The sequence below is a fragment of the Sulfitobacter sp. THAF37 genome (assembly GCF_009363555.1).
In the GTDB taxonomy this organism is placed as follows: Bacteria; Pseudomonadota; Alphaproteobacteria; order Rhodobacterales; family Rhodobacteraceae; genus Sulfitobacter.
The window spans coordinates 186,085-202,319 of record NZ_CP045372.1 but is presented as its reverse complement, the minus strand read 5'-3'; the positions used below and the strand labels follow the sequence as shown (position 1 = coordinate 202,319).

Here is a 16,235-nt window from a genome sequence, read left to right as displayed (position 1 = left end):
TCCAACTGGGGAAAGACCATGACACGATTCTTGATGAGCGCCGCGGCGCTGGCCCTGACGGCCGGTGCGGCCGCAGCCGACTACCAGCTGACCATCCTGCACACCAACGACTTCCACGCACGGTTCGAACCGATCAGCAAATACGACGGCCCCTGCGCGGCGGAGGACAACACCGCGGGCGAATGTTTCGGCGGCTCCGCACGCCTGATGACCGCGATCACCGAGGCACGGGCGCGGTCGAACAACTCGATCCTCGTGGACGGTGGCGACCAGTTTCAGGGCACGCTGTTCTATTCCTATTACAAGGGCGCGCTGGCCGCCGAAATGATGAACAAGATGGGATACGACGCGATGACCGTGGGCAACCACGAATTCGACGACGGTCCCGAGGTGCTCAAGGGCTTCATCGACACCCTCGAATTCCCGATCCTGATGTCCAACGCCGATGTTTCCGCCGAGCCGCTGCTGGCGGACAACCTTCCGAAATCAGTCGTGATCGAACGCGGCGGCGAAAAGCTGGGCCTGATCGGCCTGACGCCGCAGGATACCGATGAACTGGCCAGCCCCGGCGAAAACATCACCTTCTCCGATCCCGTGGCCGCCGTGCAGGGCGAGGTGGACAAGCTGACCGCGGAAGGCGTGAACAAGATCATCGTCCTGTCGCACTCCGGATACGGGGTGGACCAGCGCGTCGCAGCCGAAACCACCGGGGTCGACGTGATCGTGGGCGGGCACACCAACACCCTGCTCAGCAACACCAACGACCGCGCCGAAGGGCCATACCCGACCATGGTGGGCGACGTGGCCATCGTGCAGGCCTATGCCTATGGCAAGTTTTTGGGCGAGCTGAATGTGACCTTCGACGACGCGGGCAACCTGATCGAGGCAACGGGCGAACCGCTGATCATGGACGCCGCTGTGACCGAGGAAGAAGGCACCGTCGCGCGCATCGCCGAGGCGGCCAAACCGCTGGAAGAGATCCGCAACAAGGTCGTGGCCGAGACCACCGATCCGATCGAGGGCAACCGCGACGTCTGCCGCGCGCAGGAATGTTCCATGGGCAATCTCGTCTCCGACGCCATGCTGGCGCGGGTCAGCGACCAGGGCATTGACGTGGCGATCTCGAACTCGGGCGGTCTGCGCGCCTCCATCGACGCGGGCGAGGTCACGATGGGCGAGGTGCTGACGGTACTGCCGTTCCAGAACACGCTGTCCACCTTCCAGGTCACTGGCGAGACACTGAAGGCCGCGCTCGAAAACGGGGTGAGCCAGATCGAAGAGGGCGCGGGCCGCTTCCCGCAGGTGGCGGGCATGACCTTTGCATTCGACGCCAGCGCCGAGCCGGGCAGCCGGATCAGCGATGTGACCGTGGGCGGCGAACCGCTGGACCCGGCCAAGACCTATGGCGTTGTGTCGAATAACTACGTGCGCAACGGCGGGGACGGCTACGAGATGTTCAAGACGGCGATGAACCCCTATGACTTCGGCCCGGACCTGGCGGACGTCACGGCGGAATACCTGGCCGAAAACGGACCGTACACGCCCTATACCGACGGGCGCATCACCGCAAAGTAAGGCGCGCGTCCTGCGCACCGGAAGGCGCGGCCGGGCCCGGTCGCGCCTTTTTTCCTGCCGGTCAGATATCTTCGGATGATCCCGCCCCCCGCAAAAGGTCGCGCGGACAGGCGATCCGACCGGCAGTTGCCGCGACACCCCGACTGCTTGCCGCCCAAGGATGACCAGCGGCGCGTCGGGCAGGGGGCTTTGCAGGGCGCGGGCCGGCGCTGTAGGCTCAGATCGGACCAGAGCCGGAAAGGACAGCCCGATGTGTGGACGCATGGCCGTGACCCTGCCGCATGACGCGATGGCACAGATATTTGCCGCGGCCCCCGCGAATGCGCTGCCGCGGGTGCCGAACTACAATGTCTGCCCCACCAACGACGTGCATATCGTGACCGGCGGGGACGATCAGGGCCAGCGTCGGCTTGGCGCGATGCGTTGGGGGTTTGTCCCGCACTGGTACAAGAAACCCGGCGACGGCCCGCTGCTGATCAACGCGCGTGCCGAAACCATTGCCGAAAAGCCCGCCTTTCGCAGCGCCGCCCAGGAACGGCGGGGGATCATCGTGGCCACGGGGTTTTACGAATGGACCAAGGACGAGGACGGCGGGCGTGACCCCTGGTACATCACCCGGCGCGACGGCGCGCCGCTGGCATTTGCCGCGGTCTGGCAGGACTGGCAGCACCCCGACACCGGGGACCGGCTGCGCAGCTGTGCCGTCGTCACCTGCGCCGCGAACAGGCCGATGCAGGTCATTCACCACCGCATGCCCGTGGTGCTTGAGCCGAAGGACTGGCCGCTCTGGCTGGGGGAGGCGGGCAAGGGCGCGGCGACCCTGATGGTGCCCGCAGCCGAGGATGCGCTGACCTGGCACCGGGTTTCCCGCACGGTGAATTCCAACCGCGCCGAGGGGGCGGAGCTGATCGCGCCTGTCTGAGCGCAGGCCGACAGGCCCCGTGGCAATCACGAGGCCCTGTTTCGACGTTGGATGGATCAGTCGTTCAGCGGTGCAGGATCGTAGGAAATCTCGCCTTCCACCAGTGCTTCGCCCTCGGCGCCGTTGCCGAAGGTCAGCGGGGTCGAATGGGTCAGGTTGAGCCGATAGGTCCCATCCACCTCGATCGGGCCGGAGGTCCACGAGCCCTCGGGGCCGGACAGATGCTGAACCTGGCCGCTCAGATTGGTGAAGATCAGGTTGTCACCTGGCCGGGCATAGGTCGTGGAAGGGAAAAACGACCCCTCCATGATCAGCACGGACTGGTTATCGGCCTGCGCGGCACCGGCCCAGAATGCGGTTGCAACAGCAGCGGCGACAGCGCCCTTGCAGAAATAATCAAGCATCGACATGCTCCTTGTAACGGCCCCACCCGGTTACGGACAGCTCTTGTTAATCTCTGAATATGGCAAAAATTTGTCCGTCCGCCCCGTTTTACCCCTATTGGTCCTCGGCCTGATTGGCCTGCGCCGCCAGCCAGTCGATGAAGGACCCGAGCGCGGCACCGGTCTCGCGGTCCCTGGGCCAGACCAGATAGTAGCTGCCGATGCTCTGGGTGGTCTGATCCGACGCCAGCGCCAGCTGGCCGTCGCGAAGATAGGGATCGGCGAAGAAGGTCGGCAGCAGCGCCACGCCCAGCCCGTGGATCGCGGCCTGCGCCATGGTCGAGAACTGATCGAACACCATCCCGGCCGGGGGGTCGGCCTGAACCCCGAGCGCGGCAAGCCACCGCGCCCAGCCCTTTGGCCGCGTCTCCAGATGCAGCAGCGGATGGGTCAGCATCTCGGCGGCATCGCGCACCGGGGCGTCTATCAGCGCCGGGGCACAGACCGGCACCACGGTCTCGGGCATCAGCGGCAGGTAGTTGACGCCCGGCCAGTCCTCGTGTCCGAAGTGGATCGCTGCGTCAAAGGGGCTGTCCTGGATCGCGAAAGGCTTCAGCCGGGTGGACAGGTTCACCGTGACCTCCGGGTGGCTGCGGGCAAAGTCGCGCAGCCGGGGCGCCAGCCAGTGCATCCCGAAAGCGGGCAGGATCGCCAGGTTCAGGGCACCGCCGCGCGGGTTGGTCCGGGCCGCGACGCTGGCCTGCGCCAGGCGGTTCAGAATGTCGCGGACATGACCGACATAGGACCGGCCCGCCTCTGTCAGGACCAGTTGACGGCCCTTGCGTGTCAGAAGCTCCACGCCAAGCTGATCCTCCAGCGTCTTGAGCTGCCGGCTGACCGCCGACTGGGTCAGAGACAGCTCTTCGGCGGCGCGGGTGGCGGCGCCAAGCCGTGCCACCGCTTCGAAGGCGAGCAGGGCGGAGATCGAGGGCAGGAAACGTCTGGGCGCGATCATCTATGACTTTTTCTCATATAAGCAGTACAAAGCAGCGATAGTCATCGGGCCCGGATTTTGCAATACTGCGCGCAACCGCAACCCCTATGGAGGAATTGCCATGAATGCCGAAGCCCCGATCCTGCGCGCCAAGGATGCCCCCGACCTGGGCACCTTTGACTGGGCCGACCCGTTCCGCCTGGACAGCCAGCTGACCGAAGATGAGCGGATGATCCGCGATTCCGCGCATGCCTATGCGCAGGAAAAACTGCAGCCCCGCGTCATCGACGCCTTTGCCAACGAGGAAACCGACCCCGAGATCTTCCGCGAGATGGGCGAGATGGGCCTGCTGGGCATCACCATTCCCGAGGAATACGGCGGGCTGGGCAGCGGCTATGTCTCTTACGGGCTGGTCGCGCGCGAAGTGGAGCGCGTCGATTCCGGCTACCGGTCGATGATGTCGGTGCAATCCAGCCTGGTGATGTATCCGATCTATGCCTACGGCTCGGAAGCGCAGCGCAAGAAGTACCTGCCCAAGCTCTGTACCGGCGAATGGATCGGCTGTTTCGGCCTGACCGAACCCGATGCCGGTTCGGACCCCGCCGGGATGAAGACCCGCGCGGTCAAGACTGAAAACGGCTACAAGCTGACCGGCTCCAAGATGTGGATCTCCAACGCGCCGATCGCCGACGTCTTTGTCGTCTGGGCGAAATCCGACGAGCATGACGGCAAGATCCGCGGCTTTGTGCTTGAGAAGGGCATGAAGGGCTTGAGCGCGCCCAAGGTCGGCAACAAGCTGAGCCTGCGCGCCTCGATCACCGGTGAGATCGTCATGGACGGTGTCGAGGTGGGCGAGGATGCGTTGCTGCCGCATGTGCAGGGTCTCAAGGGGCCGTTCGGCTGCCTGAACCGCGCCCGGTACGGCATTTCCTGGGGGGCCATGGGGGCGGCAGAGTTCTGCTGGCACGCGGCACGCCAATACGGGCTGGACCGCAAGCAGTTCGGCAAGCCCCTGGCGCAGACACAGCTGTTCCAGAAGAAACTGGCCGACATGATGACCGAAATCTCGCTGGGCCTGCAGGGGTCGTTGCAGGTGGGTCGCCTGATGGATCAGGCCAACGCCGCGCCGGAGATGGTCTCTATCGTCAAGCGCAACAACTGCGGCAAGGCGCTGGACGTGGCGCGGCATGCCCGCGACATGCACGGCGGCAACGGCATTTCAGGTGAATTCCAGGTGATCCGCCACATGATGAACCTTGAAACCGTGAACACCTACGAGGGTACGCATGACGTGCACGCCCTGATCCTGGGCCGCGCCCAGACCGGCCTGCAGGCGTTCTTCTGATGCGGGATTGAGGGGACTTACCTCCCCCCCCCCGAACACTGCTTCGACCCATCTTGCCTGAATCGATAACAGGTCGTGCCAAATGGCATGCGGCAGCGCCCCCGGCATGGGGGCGCTGTTTTCGTCATGGGAAGGGGCGCTGGGCCGAAAATGACCCCTGATCTGGCCGTCGTGGGGACAACAAGCGGTATCTCTGGGGCTTTTTTGCACCATATTTGGGCGGCAAAACAAATTGTGACCGTTTTATTGCGGTCGTGTTTTGCTTTTGAAAACCATCGTGGGTTAGTCTTAACGCGCAACGCGCAACAGGAGTTCCCATGTTTCGAAATTTTTTTGCGGCCTGCCTTCTTTCCCTTTTCGCCCAGCCGGTGCTATCGGCGGAAGTCCTGCCGGAGTGCAGCCGCGCCGGACCCGGTCTGACCTTCTGCGCCGGTGCGGACTTCATGCGCATCGACAAAGGGCAGAACAAGGGCATCAGCTACTGGCTGCATCCCAAGGGCTTCATCTCCAAGGTTCTGGCCGAAAAGGGTGCGGCGCTCAGCGTCACGCAACAGGCCATCGAGACGCGGATCATCGAGATGATAGATGCCCGCGCCGGCGCCGTCGGTCAGGACTTCGAATTCGTCGATCTCGACAGCCGGTCGATCAACGGCGCGCCCTTCGGAACGCTGACCTACCGGCTGGCCGGGCCGAATAGATCGACAACCGTGTTGCACAGCTATGCGGCGCTCAACGGTGTGCTGGTGCAGGTGCTCAGCCAGATGTCGCCGCGCAGCACGGCAGAGGATGCCGCCGCCCTGCGCCATGCGCATTTCGCCGCCGTGGGCGCGCTGAAGCCCATCGGTCCAGAAGCCGAACTCTGACGGTCAGTCGCGGGGGGCGGGTGCGCCGCCCTCGAAGGCGTTGCCATTGACGTAGTCGCAGGGATCTTCCTGCATCTGCAGATGCAGCCCGGTGCCGGTGTAGGGGTGCGCGCGGGCCAGGTCCTCGTCCACCTCGATCCCCAGGCCGGGCGCCTCCGGCGCGGGGATAAACCCGTCCTCCACCCGGATACTTCCCTTGATCAGCCGGACGTGGAACGGCGTCTCGATGGTCTCGGCCATCAGCAGGTTCGGGATCGACACGGCAAACTGGATGTTGGCCGCCCATTCCACCGGCCCGGCGTAAAGGTGCGGCGCCATCTGCGCGTTGTAGACCTCCGCCATCGCAGCGATTTTACTGGTCTCCCAGATGCCGCCCGAACGGCCCAGTGCCGGCTGCAGGATCGCCGCCGCCCCGGCCCGCAGGACGGGCGCGAATTCGGCCTTTGTCGTCAGCCGCTCGCCCGTGGCGACGGGAATGCCGACAGCACCCGCAACCTGCGCCATCTGTGCCACGTTGTCCGGTGGCACCGGTTCCTCGTACCACAGCGGGGAATAGGGGGCGATCGCCTGACCCAGCCGGATCGCGCCTGCCGTGGTGAACTGGCCATGGGTGCCAAAAAGCAGGTCGGCCTTGTCGCCCACCGCGTCGCGGATTGCAGCGCAGAACGCGACGGACCGGTTGATGTCGCTCATCGCGGGCATATGGCCCCCGCGCAGAGTATAGGGTCCGGCGGGATCGAACTTTACCGCCGTATAGCCGCGCGCGACACAATCGGCGGCGGCTTCCCCCGCCATCTCGGCCGAGGTCCAGAAATCGGGCAGGTCGTGCTGGGGCAGGGGATAAAGATAAGTATAGGCGCGCACGCGGTCGTTCATCCGCCCGCCGATCAGCGCATGCACCGGGCGGTCGCGGTCCTTGCCCAGGATGTCCCAGCAGGCGATCTCCAGCCCCGAAAAGGCCCCCATCACCGTCAGATCGGGCCGCTGGGTGAAGCCGCTGGAATAGACCCGCCGGAACATCAGTTCGATGTTCTCGGGGTTTTCCCCGGCCATGTGCCGCTCGAACACGTCCGCGATGACCGCGCGCATCGCATCCGGCCCGACAGAGGCGGCATAGCATTCGCCCCAGCCGATGATGCCGGTATCCGTCGTCACCTTCACCAGGATCCAGTACCGCCCGCCCCAGCCGGGCGCCGGGGGCGCGGTCACGATGACGTCCAGATCTGCCAGCTTCATGCCTTCAATCCTTCTTTATGCCCCAAATACCTCCGGGGGGTCCGGGGGGCTGGCCCCCCGGCGCTCACCGGTCGAGCAGGATCACGTTGCGCCGTGCCGCGCCGGTCTTGGTGTCGGCAATGGCCTCGTTGATCTGGTCCAGCGACCAGCGCCCCGAGATCAGTTCGTCCAGCTTCAGTCTTCCCTGCAGGTAGAGGTCCACCATCCAGGGAATATCCCGCTGAATCACCACATCGCCCATCTTGGAGCCGACCATGCCCTGACCCATGAAGGCCATCGTGACCGGCTCATAGGACGAAAGGTCGCCGGAATGGGGCATGCCCACCATGATCACCTTGCCGCCCCAAGCAAGATAGCGGGGCGCCGCATCATAGGCCGGAACCGCCCCCACCGTGACGATCACCGCATCGGCGCCCCGGCCCATCGCCTTCTGCGCCGCGCGCCAAGGCTTCGGGGCGCTGGCCAGCACCCCGTCGGTGGCGCCGAATTCCTTGGCCACCGCCAGTTTCTCTTCGCTCATGTCCACCGCGACGATGCGGCGGGCCCCGGCGATGCGCGCGCCCTGGATGGCGTTCAGCCCCACGCCGCCCGCGCCGATCACCACCACGTCCTGCCCCGCCCGCAGGCCCGCCGCGTTGACCACGGCACCGACGCCGGTGATCACGCCGCAGGCGATCAGCGCGGCGGCTTCTTTCGGAATGTCCTCGCTGACCTTCACGACCTGCGCCTGTTCCACCACGACCTTCTCGGCAAAGGCACCCGAGGCCATGCCCTGATGCAGGGTGCCGCCATCCGCGGTCTTCAGCGGCCCCTTGTCGCCGTCATAGGGTGTTTCGCAGACGGTGGGGCTGCCACTGGCGCAGTTCGGGCAGGTGCCACAGGCCCGGATCAGCGTCACCACGACGCTGTCACCGGCCGCCAGCCCCTTCACGCCCGGCCCCACGGCCGAGATCCGGCCCGCCGCCTCGTGGCCGTAGACCGCCGGAAGCGTGCCGCCCCAGCCGCCTTCGGCAAATGAAATGTCCGAATGGCAGATCGCAACGGCATCCAGCGTCACCTCGACCTCGGTGCCCTCTGGCGCGCGCAGCTGAACCTCCTCGATCACCAGAGGGGCACCGAATTCATGGGCGACGGCGGCTTTGATCATTTGCACGGGCGTATCCTTTCCGGGGTGGCGTTTGCATGACAACCTGAACCGGCGCCCCCTGCGGTGCAACCTGTGAAATGCGGGGGGCTGCCGCTTTACGCTGCGTCGGTTCGCACAGCGGGACGCAGGAACAGCGCCAGCGCCCCGATCGTCAGGCACATTGCCACCAGAAACGGTGCGCCGGGCAGGTAGACCGCGCTGCCGCGATGGGTGAAGGCGGCGAAGGTCCAGGTCATCGCCAGCGGTGACAGAATCATCGCCAGCGCCGCGGCGGAGGTCAGCGCACCCTGCAACTCGCCCTGGGCATCTGCCGCGACCCTCTGCGACATGATCCCCTGCAAGGCGGGCGGGATCACGCCGGCCAGCGCGGCCAGCGGCGTCAGCACAAGTGCGAGCGGGCCGGAGGCGATGACACCTAGCACCCCATAGGCGGCGACGGCAAAGAGATGTCCCGCCACGACCGTGCCGCGTTCGCCCCACCAAAGCAGCGCCAGCCGGATCGCGCCGCCCTGCACCAGCGCCATGACCCCGCCGAACAGGCCCAGCGACAGGCCGATCAGCGCGGGCGTCCAGCCGAAACGCTCCTGCCCGAAATAGGACCAGACCGACGGGTAGACGGCAAAGGCCATGTGATACAGGAAATAGACCAGCAGCAGCCGGCGCACCCCCGGCAGGCGGGCGAGGTTGCGCACCACGCCCAGCGGGTTGGCCCGGCGCCAGTCCAGGGCGCGCCGGTGTTCGGGCCGGACTGTTTCGCGCAGCACCACCCAGCCCAGCACCACATTGCCACCCGCCAGCCCGGCGGCCGCCCAGAACGGCGCGCGGGTGCCGTATTCGGCCAGCACGCCGCCGACCAGCGGCCCCAGAACAAACCCCGCCCCGAAGCTGGCCCCGATCAGGCCGAAGTTGCGCGTGCGCGCGCCGGGGGCTGAGATATCGGCCATATAGGCTGTCGCGGTGGCTTGGGTGGCAGCGGTGATGCCACCAATCACACGGCCCGCCAGCAGCAGCCAGATGCTGCCCGCCAGCGCCATCACGACATAATCGGCTGCCATCACCGCCAGCGAAACCAGCAGGACAGGCCGACGGCCAAAGCGGTCGGACAGGCTGCCAAGCGCAGGGCCGCAGAGAAACTGCATCACCGCATAGCTGGTGGCCAGAACACCGCCCCAAAGCGCCGCTTCGGCCAGCGTGCCGCCGTGCACGTCGCGGATCAGATCCGGTATCACCGGGACCATCAGACCGATGCCCATCGCGTCGATCATCACCGTCAGCATGATGAACAGCGCGGCGGGGCTCATCCCGTCAGAGCGCCCGCGCCCGTGCGGCAAAGCTCTGGGCCTCGCGCGGGGCCTCTCCGGTGCCTGCGCCGGGGGCAAAGACCCCGCGGTCGAGTTGCGGATAATCGGCCAGCGCCAGAGTCTCCAGCGGCGTGCGTTTGTCCAACGCATCAAGGCAGAGCGCCTTTGTCACCTTCTGCGCCTCGGGACGGGGCATGATTTCGGCCAGGGCAAAGCTCAGGGCTTCGGCGTGGATCAGGCCCAGCCCGCTGTCCAGGTTGGCCTGCATCTGCACCGGCCGCGGCACCACGCCGGCGGTCAGCGCCCTGGCGTGCTGCAGCGCCGCCGCCAGCGACAGCGACAGCTGCGGCAGCACCATCCACTCCGCGAACCAGGCGGACCCGTCGCGCTGGTGCTGGTGCGCGGCGGCCGCCTGCAGACCGGCGCGCAGCCCGGTGAACTGATGCCCCAGCGCCACCAGCGCCGAGGGCGCGACCGGGTTCTGCTTCTGCGGCATGGTCGAGGACGACCCGCCCGACCCGAGCGCCACCTCCTGCGTATCGCTTCCCGCCAGCGCGATCAGCGTCTGGCCCATATGCGCCAGCGCCGCCATCACCTGGCCCTGCCAGTCGGCGATGCGCAGGATCGGCGTGCGGTCCGTGTGCCAGGAGCGTTGCGGATCCTCAAGCCCCAGCGCCCCGGCCAGCGCGGCGCGGGTGGCAGCGGGATCGTCGCCCAAGGCCGAGCCGGTGCCCGAAGCCCCCGAAAGCGACACCCAGAGCGCGGATTTGCGCAGGGCCTCCAGCCCCGCCAATGCATCCAGCAGCGGTGTGCCGAACTGCGCCAGCACCGCCCCCCAGGTGGTGGGCGTGGCGTATTGACCGTAGGTCCGCGCAGGCATCGGCAGATGCGCGTGTTCGGCGGCCTGTTCGCCCAGCGTGGCGATGATCGCCTTCAGATCCGTTTCGGCAAGGGCCAGTACCTGCCGCAACCGCAGCATCAGCCCCGTATCCACGATGTCCTGGCTGGTGGCGCCCCAGTGGACGTATTGCGCATGTTCCGGGGCCTGCATCTCGGCGCGAAAGGCGCTGACCAGCGCCGGGACCGGCACGCCGTTCTGGCCGGTCTCCGCCGCCAGAGCGCCGGGATCAACCGCAATTTCCAGCGCGGCACGGTGGATCGCGGCGGCGGAAAGTTCGGGGATGATCCCCTGCGCGCCCTGCACCTTGGCCAGCGCCCCCTCGACCAGCAGCATCGCCCGCACCGCCGCGCTGTCGGTGAACAGGCGTCCGGCCTCTCCCGGATCGAACAGCCGCCCGTAGAGCGCGGAATCAAACACCGACCCGGCCATCAGCAGCGCCCCCCGAGGGGCAACACCCGATCAGACATGGCCCACCCCCCTGAGAAAGTCGCCCAGCACCCTGGCGTATTCCTCGGGTTGTTCGACGCAGGGCAGGTGCCCCGCCTTGCGGATCAGCTGAAACTTCGATGCCGGGATCAGATCGACCGTTTCGCGCACAAGGTCCGGCGGCGTGGACCCGTCATCCGACCCGGCGATGCCCAGCACGGGCAGGCGCAGGGCGGCAGTGGGCGTGTAGAAGTCCGTGCCGGAGATCGCGGCGGAACACCCGGCATAGCCCGCGTCCTCGCCCCGCACCAGCATGTTGCGCCAGAGTTCAAGTTCCGGTCTGGCGCGGAAATCGGCCGAGAACCAGCGTTCCATCACCGCGTCGGCGAGGCTCTCGATGCCGCCCTTCTCGACGGCGGCGATGCGTTCGGCCCACATCTCGGGGTTGCCGATCTTGGCGGCGGTGTTGCTGAGCACCATCGCGCGGATCATGTCCAGACGCTTGGTCGCCAGCCCCTGCGCGATCATGCCGCCGATGGACAGGCCGACAAAGACGCATTGCCGCACCTCGAGAAAATCCAGCAACCGTTCGATGTCCGTGATCAGCGCGCCCATGGAATAGGGTGCGGGCGGGCAGGAAGACAGGCCATGCCCCCGCTTGTCGTAGCGGATGATCCGCAGCCCTTCGGGCAGCAGTGGCAGGATCGGATCCCACAGGCGCATGTCGGTCCCCAGCGAATTGGCAAAGACCACCGGCGCGCCGTCACGGGGGCCATCCACGCGGTAATGCAGGCGCACGTCGCCGGTATCGAAAATCTTCATCTGGGGTCTCCGTTCAGGTCTATGGTGGCCATGATCTGGCCGTGGTCCGAGGCCAGTTTGTTATAGGGCGCTTCGGGGTGGCTGCCATCGGTCAGGTGGTCGTTCAGCACGCTGAAATAGGTCATTTCGCCGATATGCCCCTTCCAGTCCGGCAGGAAATGCCGCGACAGCATGATCTGGTCAATACTCTCGTAATTGCCGCCGAAGGCCGCCGTGTAGACCATGTCGCGCAGGGATTTGCGGACAAAGAGCTTTTCCGCCGGATGCAGGCGCAGCGCCTCGATATCCTCGGTGATCTGCGCGTGCTCTGCTTCGGTATAGCGGTCGCCCCGGTGCTGCGCGTCGTGCCGCAACATCCATGAATAGTTCCTGAACGGGACTTCGCCGGTGATGATTTCGGTGCTGACCGCATGTTCGCCGTCGTTGAAATCGCCCAGCACGATCACCGGATGGCCTGCCCGCAGCTCCTGAATGATCGCGGCCCGCAGCACCCAGGCCTCGGCCATGCGACGCATCGCGGCCCGCGCGGCACCCAGCGCGCGGCCGACCGGATCGTAATGTGTCAGGTCGGCCTCGGGCGCGAATTCGGCCCCCTCCGGCCGGATGAATTCGCCCAGTTTCGATTTCAGATGGCAGTTGAAGACGGTGATGACGTGACCGCCCACCGGGACACGCACCTTGAGGATCGGGCGGCTGAGTTTATGGATGGTGAAATGGCCGCCCTCGTCCCCGCCAAAGGTCTGAAACGGGATCTGCATGGGCCGGTCCAGGACCTGAATGACCTGCGGCTCTTCGGCAAACCCCGGACGGGACAACACCGCGACGCCGGGACGACGCTGGCCCGGGGGCCCGTCATGCACATTGGGGGCAAAGGCCAGCGCGGCATTGCCGTAATCGCGGTAGGCCAGCCGGTCGAAGATCGCTCGGTGACGATACCGCTTGTCCTCGCCGGGCAGGGTGGCGGCGTTGCTGTCCATGCCGTAGCGGTCGGCGCGGGCGATGGTGGCACGCAGGGCGTCTTCTTCGAAGATCTCCTGAAAGCCGATCACATCCGCGTTCAGCGTCGCGATCTGGTCGGCCAGCCAGTCCTCTTTCCAGGCGTATTCCTCGGGAGTGTAAGACTGGAATTTGTAATATTCCTTGTCCGGCCCGATCAGGTTCTTGACGTTGAAGCTGGCGACGGTGAAGGCGGTCACAGGCTGTCCAGCCCCCGGGCAAACATCGCCGGGTCCACATTGCCGCCCGAAATGGTGAGGATCACGTCCTCCCCTTCGATCTGGTCCGCGCGGCAGAGCGCGGCGGCCAGCGCCACGGCGCCGCCCGGTTCGGCCACCAGTTTGAGCCGGTTGAAGGCCTGGCCCATGGCCGCCAGCGCCTCGTCCTCGGTCACGACAAGGCCGGGGCCGCACAGCCGTTTCATGATGGGAAAGGTGATGTTGCCCGGTTGCGGGGTGATGATGGCATCGCAGATGTTGCCGGAGGTGCGGCTGTTCCGCTCGATCGCGCCCGATTGCAGAGAGCGGGCCACATCGTCGAACCCTTCAGGTTCCGCCGTGCGCACGCGCAGACCCGGTGCGTCGGCCTCCAGCGCCAGGGCGATGCCGCTGGTCAGCCCGCCGCCGCCGCAACAGACGATGACATCGGCGGTCTTGATCCCCTGTTCCGCCGCCTGCTGCGCGATCTCCAGCCCGCAGGTGCCCTGGCCCGCGATCACCTCCGGCTCATCGAAGGGTTTCACCAGCGTCAGACCGCGTTCAAGGCTGAGCCTTTCGCCGATCTCGTCGCGGTTCTCGGTCGCGCGGTCATAGGTGATGACCTCGGCCCCCAGGGCAGCGGTGTTCGCCAGCTTCAGCGCGGGGCTGTCGGCAGGCATGATGATAACCGCAGGCACGCCGTGCATTCGGGCGGCCAAGGCCACGCCCTGCGCGTGATTGCCCGAGGAAAAGGCGATGACACCGCGCTGGCGGACCTCGGCGTCCATCGCCGCCAGGGCGTTGAAGGCACCGCGAAACTTGAAGCTGCCGGTGTGTTGCAGGCACTCCGGTTTCACCCAGACCCGGCGTCCGGCCAATTCATCGAGAAAGGGAGAGGACAGCAGCGGCGTGCGCCGCGCATGGCCCTCAAGGCGCTGGGCAGCGGCGCGGATCATCTCGATGTTCATTTCATTCTTCCTATCCATTCCTTCAGGGCGGCCACCGCCTCCGGCTCATCCAGAAAGGGGACATGGCCCCGCCCGGGCACCACGGCGGTGATCATGTCGGGGCGGCGTTTTTGCATCTCTGCCAGGGTTTGCGCGCTCAGCAGGTTTGACGCGGCACCTCGGATGCAGGCCAGCGGCAGACCCTCCAGCGCGTCGAAGAACGGCCAGAGATCCGGCGCGTCCTGCGCCATCGCCGCCTCCACCGATTTGCGCAGGGCGGGGTCGTAGGTGATCTTGAGGCCGCTTTCCGTCTGGACATAATGTTTCTCGGCCTCAGCCTGCCACCGGCTGTCGGGCACGCCCTCGAACTCGGGAAAGGCGCGGGCCATGCCCGCCGCCGCCGCCGCATGGGTTCTGGCCGCCGGATTGCGGCCGATATAACCCATGATGAAATCCAGTCCCTTGGGATCGACGTCGGGGCCCACGTCGTTCAGGGCCACGCCCAGAAGCCGCTCCTTCGCCCCCGCCGCGAGGCCCATGGCGTTCAGCCCCCCGCGCGAGGTGCCCAGGACCGCCACCTTGTCCAGCGACAGATGCGCGAGCAGCTCCAGCACGTCGCGGCATTCGACGGGCGGGGTATAGTTCCGCCAGTCGGTGTCGAAATGGGATTGTCCGCGCCCCCGGTAATCGAGCCGGATAAGGCGGTTTCCGACAAGATGCGGCGCGACATAGTCGAAATCCGCGCCCGTGCGCGTCAGCCCCGCGAGGCACAGGATCGGCAGCCCCGCGCCTTTGTCGGTGTAATACAGCGACAGCCCGTCAGAAGAGGTGAACCGCGCCATCACAGACCTGCCAGTTCCGGAATGCCGGTCAGGTCATCCAGATGGTGCGCCGGGGTCCAGGGCAGGCGGTCCAGCGGCTCCGCCCCGCGGTTGACCCAGGCGGTGGCAAAGCCGTAGCCGGTCGCCGCCGCCGCGTCCCAGCCGTTAGACGAGACGAACAGCACATCCTCCCTGGCGCAGCCGAAATGCTGCCCCACGAGGTCGTAGACCGATGCGGCGGGCTTGAAGATGCCCACGCTTTCCACCGACAGCGACACGTCCAGCAGATCGCCGATCCCGGCGCTGTCCACGGCGCCCTGCAGCATCGCGGGGGAGCCGTTGGAGAGAATCGCGGTGTTCAGCCCGCCCTGCTTCAGCGCGGCAAGCATCGAAGGGACCTCCGGATAGGCCTGAAGTTCCCAGTAGAGCGCCAGCAGCCGTTCGCGCAGGGCGCTATCGCCGCCGTGGCCGGTCTTTTCCATCGCCCAGTCCAGGCCGTTCTGGGTGACGACCCAGAAATCCTCGTGCGCGCCGGTGACGGCCCGCAGCCACGAATACTGCAATTGCTTGCTGCGCCAATGCTCTGCCAGGGTTGGCCAGTCTTCGCGGATGGCGGCAAAGTCGGGCTCGGTGGCGGCCTGGCGCGCGGCGGCGGCGACGTCGAACAGCGTGCCGTAGGCGTCGAAGACGCAGGTGGTGATGGGCATGGGTGCCTCCTTTTCGCGCGCAGATTGTCATGCTGCGCGCGGCCTTGAAAGACCCCAAATGGCCTGTGGCCGGGGGCGTCGGGGCAGGGGGTTTACACTCGGGCCATGGTTTGAAAGGCTTAAGCGAATCCGAAGCACCCGCGCAGACACGCGGCCTTCATCCCCTTCCCGAACAGATTGGAGAACGTCATGACCGAGGTCAAATCAGGCGATAAAGTTGCTATTCACTACACCGGCACCCTGCAGGACGGTACAACATTCGACAGCTCCGAAGGCCGCGATCCGCTGGAGTTCGAAGTCGGCTCCGGCCAGATCATCCCGGGTCTCGACGGCGCATTGCCCGGCATGTCCGTGGGCGAGAAAAAGGCGGTCACGGTTCCCAGCGACGAAGCCTACGGCGCGGTGAACCCCGAGATGCGCCAGGCCGTCCCGCGCGAAGGCATCCCGGCGGACATCCCGCTTGATATCGGCACCCAGCTGCAGATGCAGACCCCCGATGGTCAGGCACTGCCCGTGACCGTGGTCGAGGTGGACGAATCCACCGTGACGCTGGACGCCAACCACCCGCTGGCGGGCAAGGACCTGAAGTTCGACATCGAAGTCGTCAGCATCGGCTGAGGTCTTTGGCCGGGACCGGCACCGCCGGTCGAAA

General features: G+C 66.3%; 16 protein-coding genes. 5 read left to right on the top strand and 11 right to left on the bottom strand.

Annotated features, from left to right (window positions below):
- Positions 1–18 precede the first annotated feature (18 nt).
- The gene (locus FIU94_RS01000; RefSeq protein WP_152464012.1) at positions 19–1,575 is read left to right on the top strand and encodes a bifunctional UDP-sugar hydrolase/5'-nucleotidase; all 1,557 of its coding nucleotides are present in this window, start codon (positions 19–21) and stop codon (positions 1,573–1,575) included.
- Positions 1,576–1,825: 250 nt separating this feature from the next.
- Positions 1,826–2,497: an SOS response-associated peptidase gene (locus FIU94_RS00995; protein WP_152464011.1), complete on the top strand. Its 672-nt coding sequence runs from the start codon at positions 1,826–1,828 to the stop codon at positions 2,495–2,497.
- Positions 2,498–2,553: 56 nt separating this feature from the next.
- Here FIU94_RS00995 and FIU94_RS00990 read toward each other — a convergent pair whose 3' ends face one another.
- Complete coding sequence (locus FIU94_RS00990) at positions 2,554–2,901, bottom strand: hypothetical protein (protein ID WP_152464010.1); 348 nt, start codon at positions 2,899–2,901, stop codon at positions 2,554–2,556.
- 94 nt (positions 2,902–2,995) lie between these two features.
- Entirely contained in the window at positions 2,996–3,895 is a 900-nt protein-coding gene (locus tag FIU94_RS00985) for a LysR substrate-binding domain-containing protein (RefSeq protein WP_152464009.1), read from the bottom strand.
- A 100-nt stretch (positions 3,896–3,995) separates the two neighbouring features.
- On the opposite strand from FIU94_RS00985, the gene FIU94_RS00980 reads away from it, so the two are divergent.
- Together FIU94_RS00980 and FIU94_RS00975 are read left to right on the top strand one after the other, a co-directional pair.
- A complete protein-coding gene (locus FIU94_RS00980; RefSeq protein ID WP_152464008.1) occupies positions 3,996–5,219 on the top strand; it encodes an acyl-CoA dehydrogenase in 1,224 nt (407 codons plus the stop codon).
- A 317-nt stretch (positions 5,220–5,536) separates the two neighbouring features.
- Positions 5,537–6,082, top strand: coding sequence for a hypothetical protein (locus FIU94_RS00975; protein ID WP_152464007.1), 546 nt, complete (start codon positions 5,537–5,539; stop codon positions 6,080–6,082).
- A 3-nt stretch (positions 6,083–6,085) separates the two neighbouring features.
- On the opposite strand, the gene FIU94_RS00970 is transcribed toward FIU94_RS00975, so the two are convergent.
- The 9 genes from FIU94_RS00970 to FIU94_RS00930 all read right to left on the bottom strand — a co-directional run bounded on the left by FIU94_RS00970 (position 6,086) and on the right by FIU94_RS00930 (position 15,583).
- Positions 6,086–7,318 carry a mandelate racemase/muconate lactonizing enzyme family protein gene (locus FIU94_RS00970; protein WP_152464006.1) on the bottom strand — a complete coding sequence of 411 codons (1,233 nt, stop codon included), beginning with the start codon at positions 7,316–7,318 and terminating at the stop codon, positions 6,086–6,088.
- Between the two features lie 64 nt (positions 7,319–7,382).
- Positions 7,383–8,471: an alcohol dehydrogenase catalytic domain-containing protein gene (locus tag FIU94_RS00965; protein ID WP_152464005.1), complete on the bottom strand. Its 1,089-nt coding sequence runs from the start codon at positions 8,469–8,471 to the stop codon at positions 7,383–7,385.
- 89 nt (positions 8,472–8,560) lie between these two features.
- Positions 8,561–9,766 carry a TCR/Tet family MFS transporter gene (locus tag FIU94_RS00960; RefSeq protein WP_152464004.1) on the bottom strand — a complete coding sequence of 402 codons (1,206 nt, stop codon included), beginning with the start codon at positions 9,764–9,766 and terminating at the stop codon, positions 8,561–8,563.
- Between the two features lie 4 nt (positions 9,767–9,770).
- Positions 9,771–11,096, bottom strand: coding sequence for a lyase family protein (locus FIU94_RS00955; protein WP_152464003.1), 1,326 nt, complete (start codon positions 11,094–11,096; stop codon positions 9,771–9,773).
- 30 nt (positions 11,097–11,126) lie between these two features.
- On the bottom strand, positions 11,127–11,915 hold the full coding sequence (gene pcaD, locus FIU94_RS00950; RefSeq protein WP_152464002.1) for a 3-oxoadipate enol-lactonase: 789 nt from the start codon (positions 11,913–11,915) through the stop codon (positions 11,127–11,129).
- A complete protein-coding gene (locus FIU94_RS00945) occupies positions 11,912–13,111 on the bottom strand; it encodes an endonuclease/exonuclease/phosphatase family protein (protein ID WP_152464001.1) in 1,200 nt (399 codons plus the stop codon). The genes pcaD and FIU94_RS00945 overlap by 4 nt, the downstream gene beginning before the upstream one ends.
- Positions 13,108–14,076 carry a threonine/serine dehydratase gene (locus FIU94_RS00940; protein WP_152464000.1) on the bottom strand — a complete coding sequence of 323 codons (969 nt, stop codon included), beginning with the start codon at positions 14,074–14,076 and terminating at the stop codon, positions 13,108–13,110. Before FIU94_RS00940 ends, FIU94_RS00945 begins: the two co-directional genes overlap by 4 nt.
- Positions 14,073–14,897 carry an alpha/beta fold hydrolase gene (locus tag FIU94_RS00935; RefSeq protein WP_152463999.1) on the bottom strand — a complete coding sequence of 275 codons (825 nt, stop codon included), beginning with the start codon at positions 14,895–14,897 and terminating at the stop codon, positions 14,073–14,075. Before FIU94_RS00935 ends, FIU94_RS00940 begins: the two co-directional genes overlap by 4 nt.
- Positions 14,897–15,583 carry a haloacid dehalogenase type II gene (locus tag FIU94_RS00930; RefSeq protein WP_152463998.1) on the bottom strand — a complete coding sequence of 229 codons (687 nt, stop codon included), beginning with the start codon at positions 15,581–15,583 and terminating at the stop codon, positions 14,897–14,899. The genes FIU94_RS00935 and FIU94_RS00930 overlap by 1 nt, the downstream gene beginning before the upstream one ends.
- 189 nt (positions 15,584–15,772) lie before the next feature.
- On the opposite strand from FIU94_RS00930, the gene FIU94_RS00925 reads away from it, so the two are divergent.
- Positions 15,773–16,201: a peptidylprolyl isomerase gene (locus tag FIU94_RS00925; protein ID WP_152463997.1), complete on the top strand. Its 429-nt coding sequence runs from the start codon at positions 15,773–15,775 to the stop codon at positions 16,199–16,201.
- Positions 16,202–16,235: the final 34 nt, after the last annotated feature.

Coding starts and splice junctions, on each gene's coding strand:
- FIU94_RS00990 (WP_152464010.1), bottom strand. CDS start 2,901: ATGCTTGATTATTTCTGCAAGGGCGCTGTCGCCGCTGCTGTTGCAACC.
- FIU94_RS00940 (WP_152464000.1), bottom strand. CDS start 14,076: ATGAACATCGAGATGATCCGCGCCGCTGCCCAGCGCCTTGAGGGCCAT.
- FIU94_RS00980 (WP_152464008.1), top strand. CDS start 3,996: ATGAATGCCGAAGCCCCGATCCTGCGCGCCAAGGATGCCCCCGACCTG.
- FIU94_RS00960 (WP_152464004.1), bottom strand. CDS start 9,766: ATGAGCCCCGCCGCGCTGTTCATCATGCTGACGGTGATGATCGACGCG.
- FIU94_RS00970 (WP_152464006.1), bottom strand. CDS start 7,318: ATGAAGCTGGCAGATCTGGACGTCATCGTGACCGCGCCCCCGGCGCCC.
- pcaD (WP_152464002.1), bottom strand. CDS start 11,915: ATGAAGATTTTCGATACCGGCGACGTGCGCCTGCATTACCGCGTGGAT.
- FIU94_RS00975 (WP_152464007.1), top strand. CDS start 5,537: ATGTTTCGAAATTTTTTTGCGGCCTGCCTTCTTTCCCTTTTCGCCCAG.
- FIU94_RS00930 (WP_152463998.1), bottom strand. CDS start 15,583: ATGCCCATCACCACCTGCGTCTTCGACGCCTACGGCACGCTGTTCGAC.
- FIU94_RS01000 (WP_152464012.1), top strand. CDS start 19: ATGACACGATTCTTGATGAGCGCCGCGGCGCTGGCCCTGACGGCCGGT.
- FIU94_RS00925 (WP_152463997.1), top strand. CDS start 15,773: ATGACCGAGGTCAAATCAGGCGATAAAGTTGCTATTCACTACACCGGC.
- FIU94_RS00935 (WP_152463999.1), bottom strand. CDS start 14,897: ATGGCGCGGTTCACCTCTTCTGACGGGCTGTCGCTGTATTACACCGAC.
- FIU94_RS00995 (WP_152464011.1), top strand. CDS start 1,826: ATGTGTGGACGCATGGCCGTGACCCTGCCGCATGACGCGATGGCACAG.
- FIU94_RS00955 (WP_152464003.1), bottom strand. CDS start 11,096: ATGGCCGGGTCGGTGTTTGATTCCGCGCTCTACGGGCGGCTGTTCGAT.
- FIU94_RS00985 (WP_152464009.1), bottom strand. CDS start 3,895: ATGATCGCGCCCAGACGTTTCCTGCCCTCGATCTCCGCCCTGCTCGCC.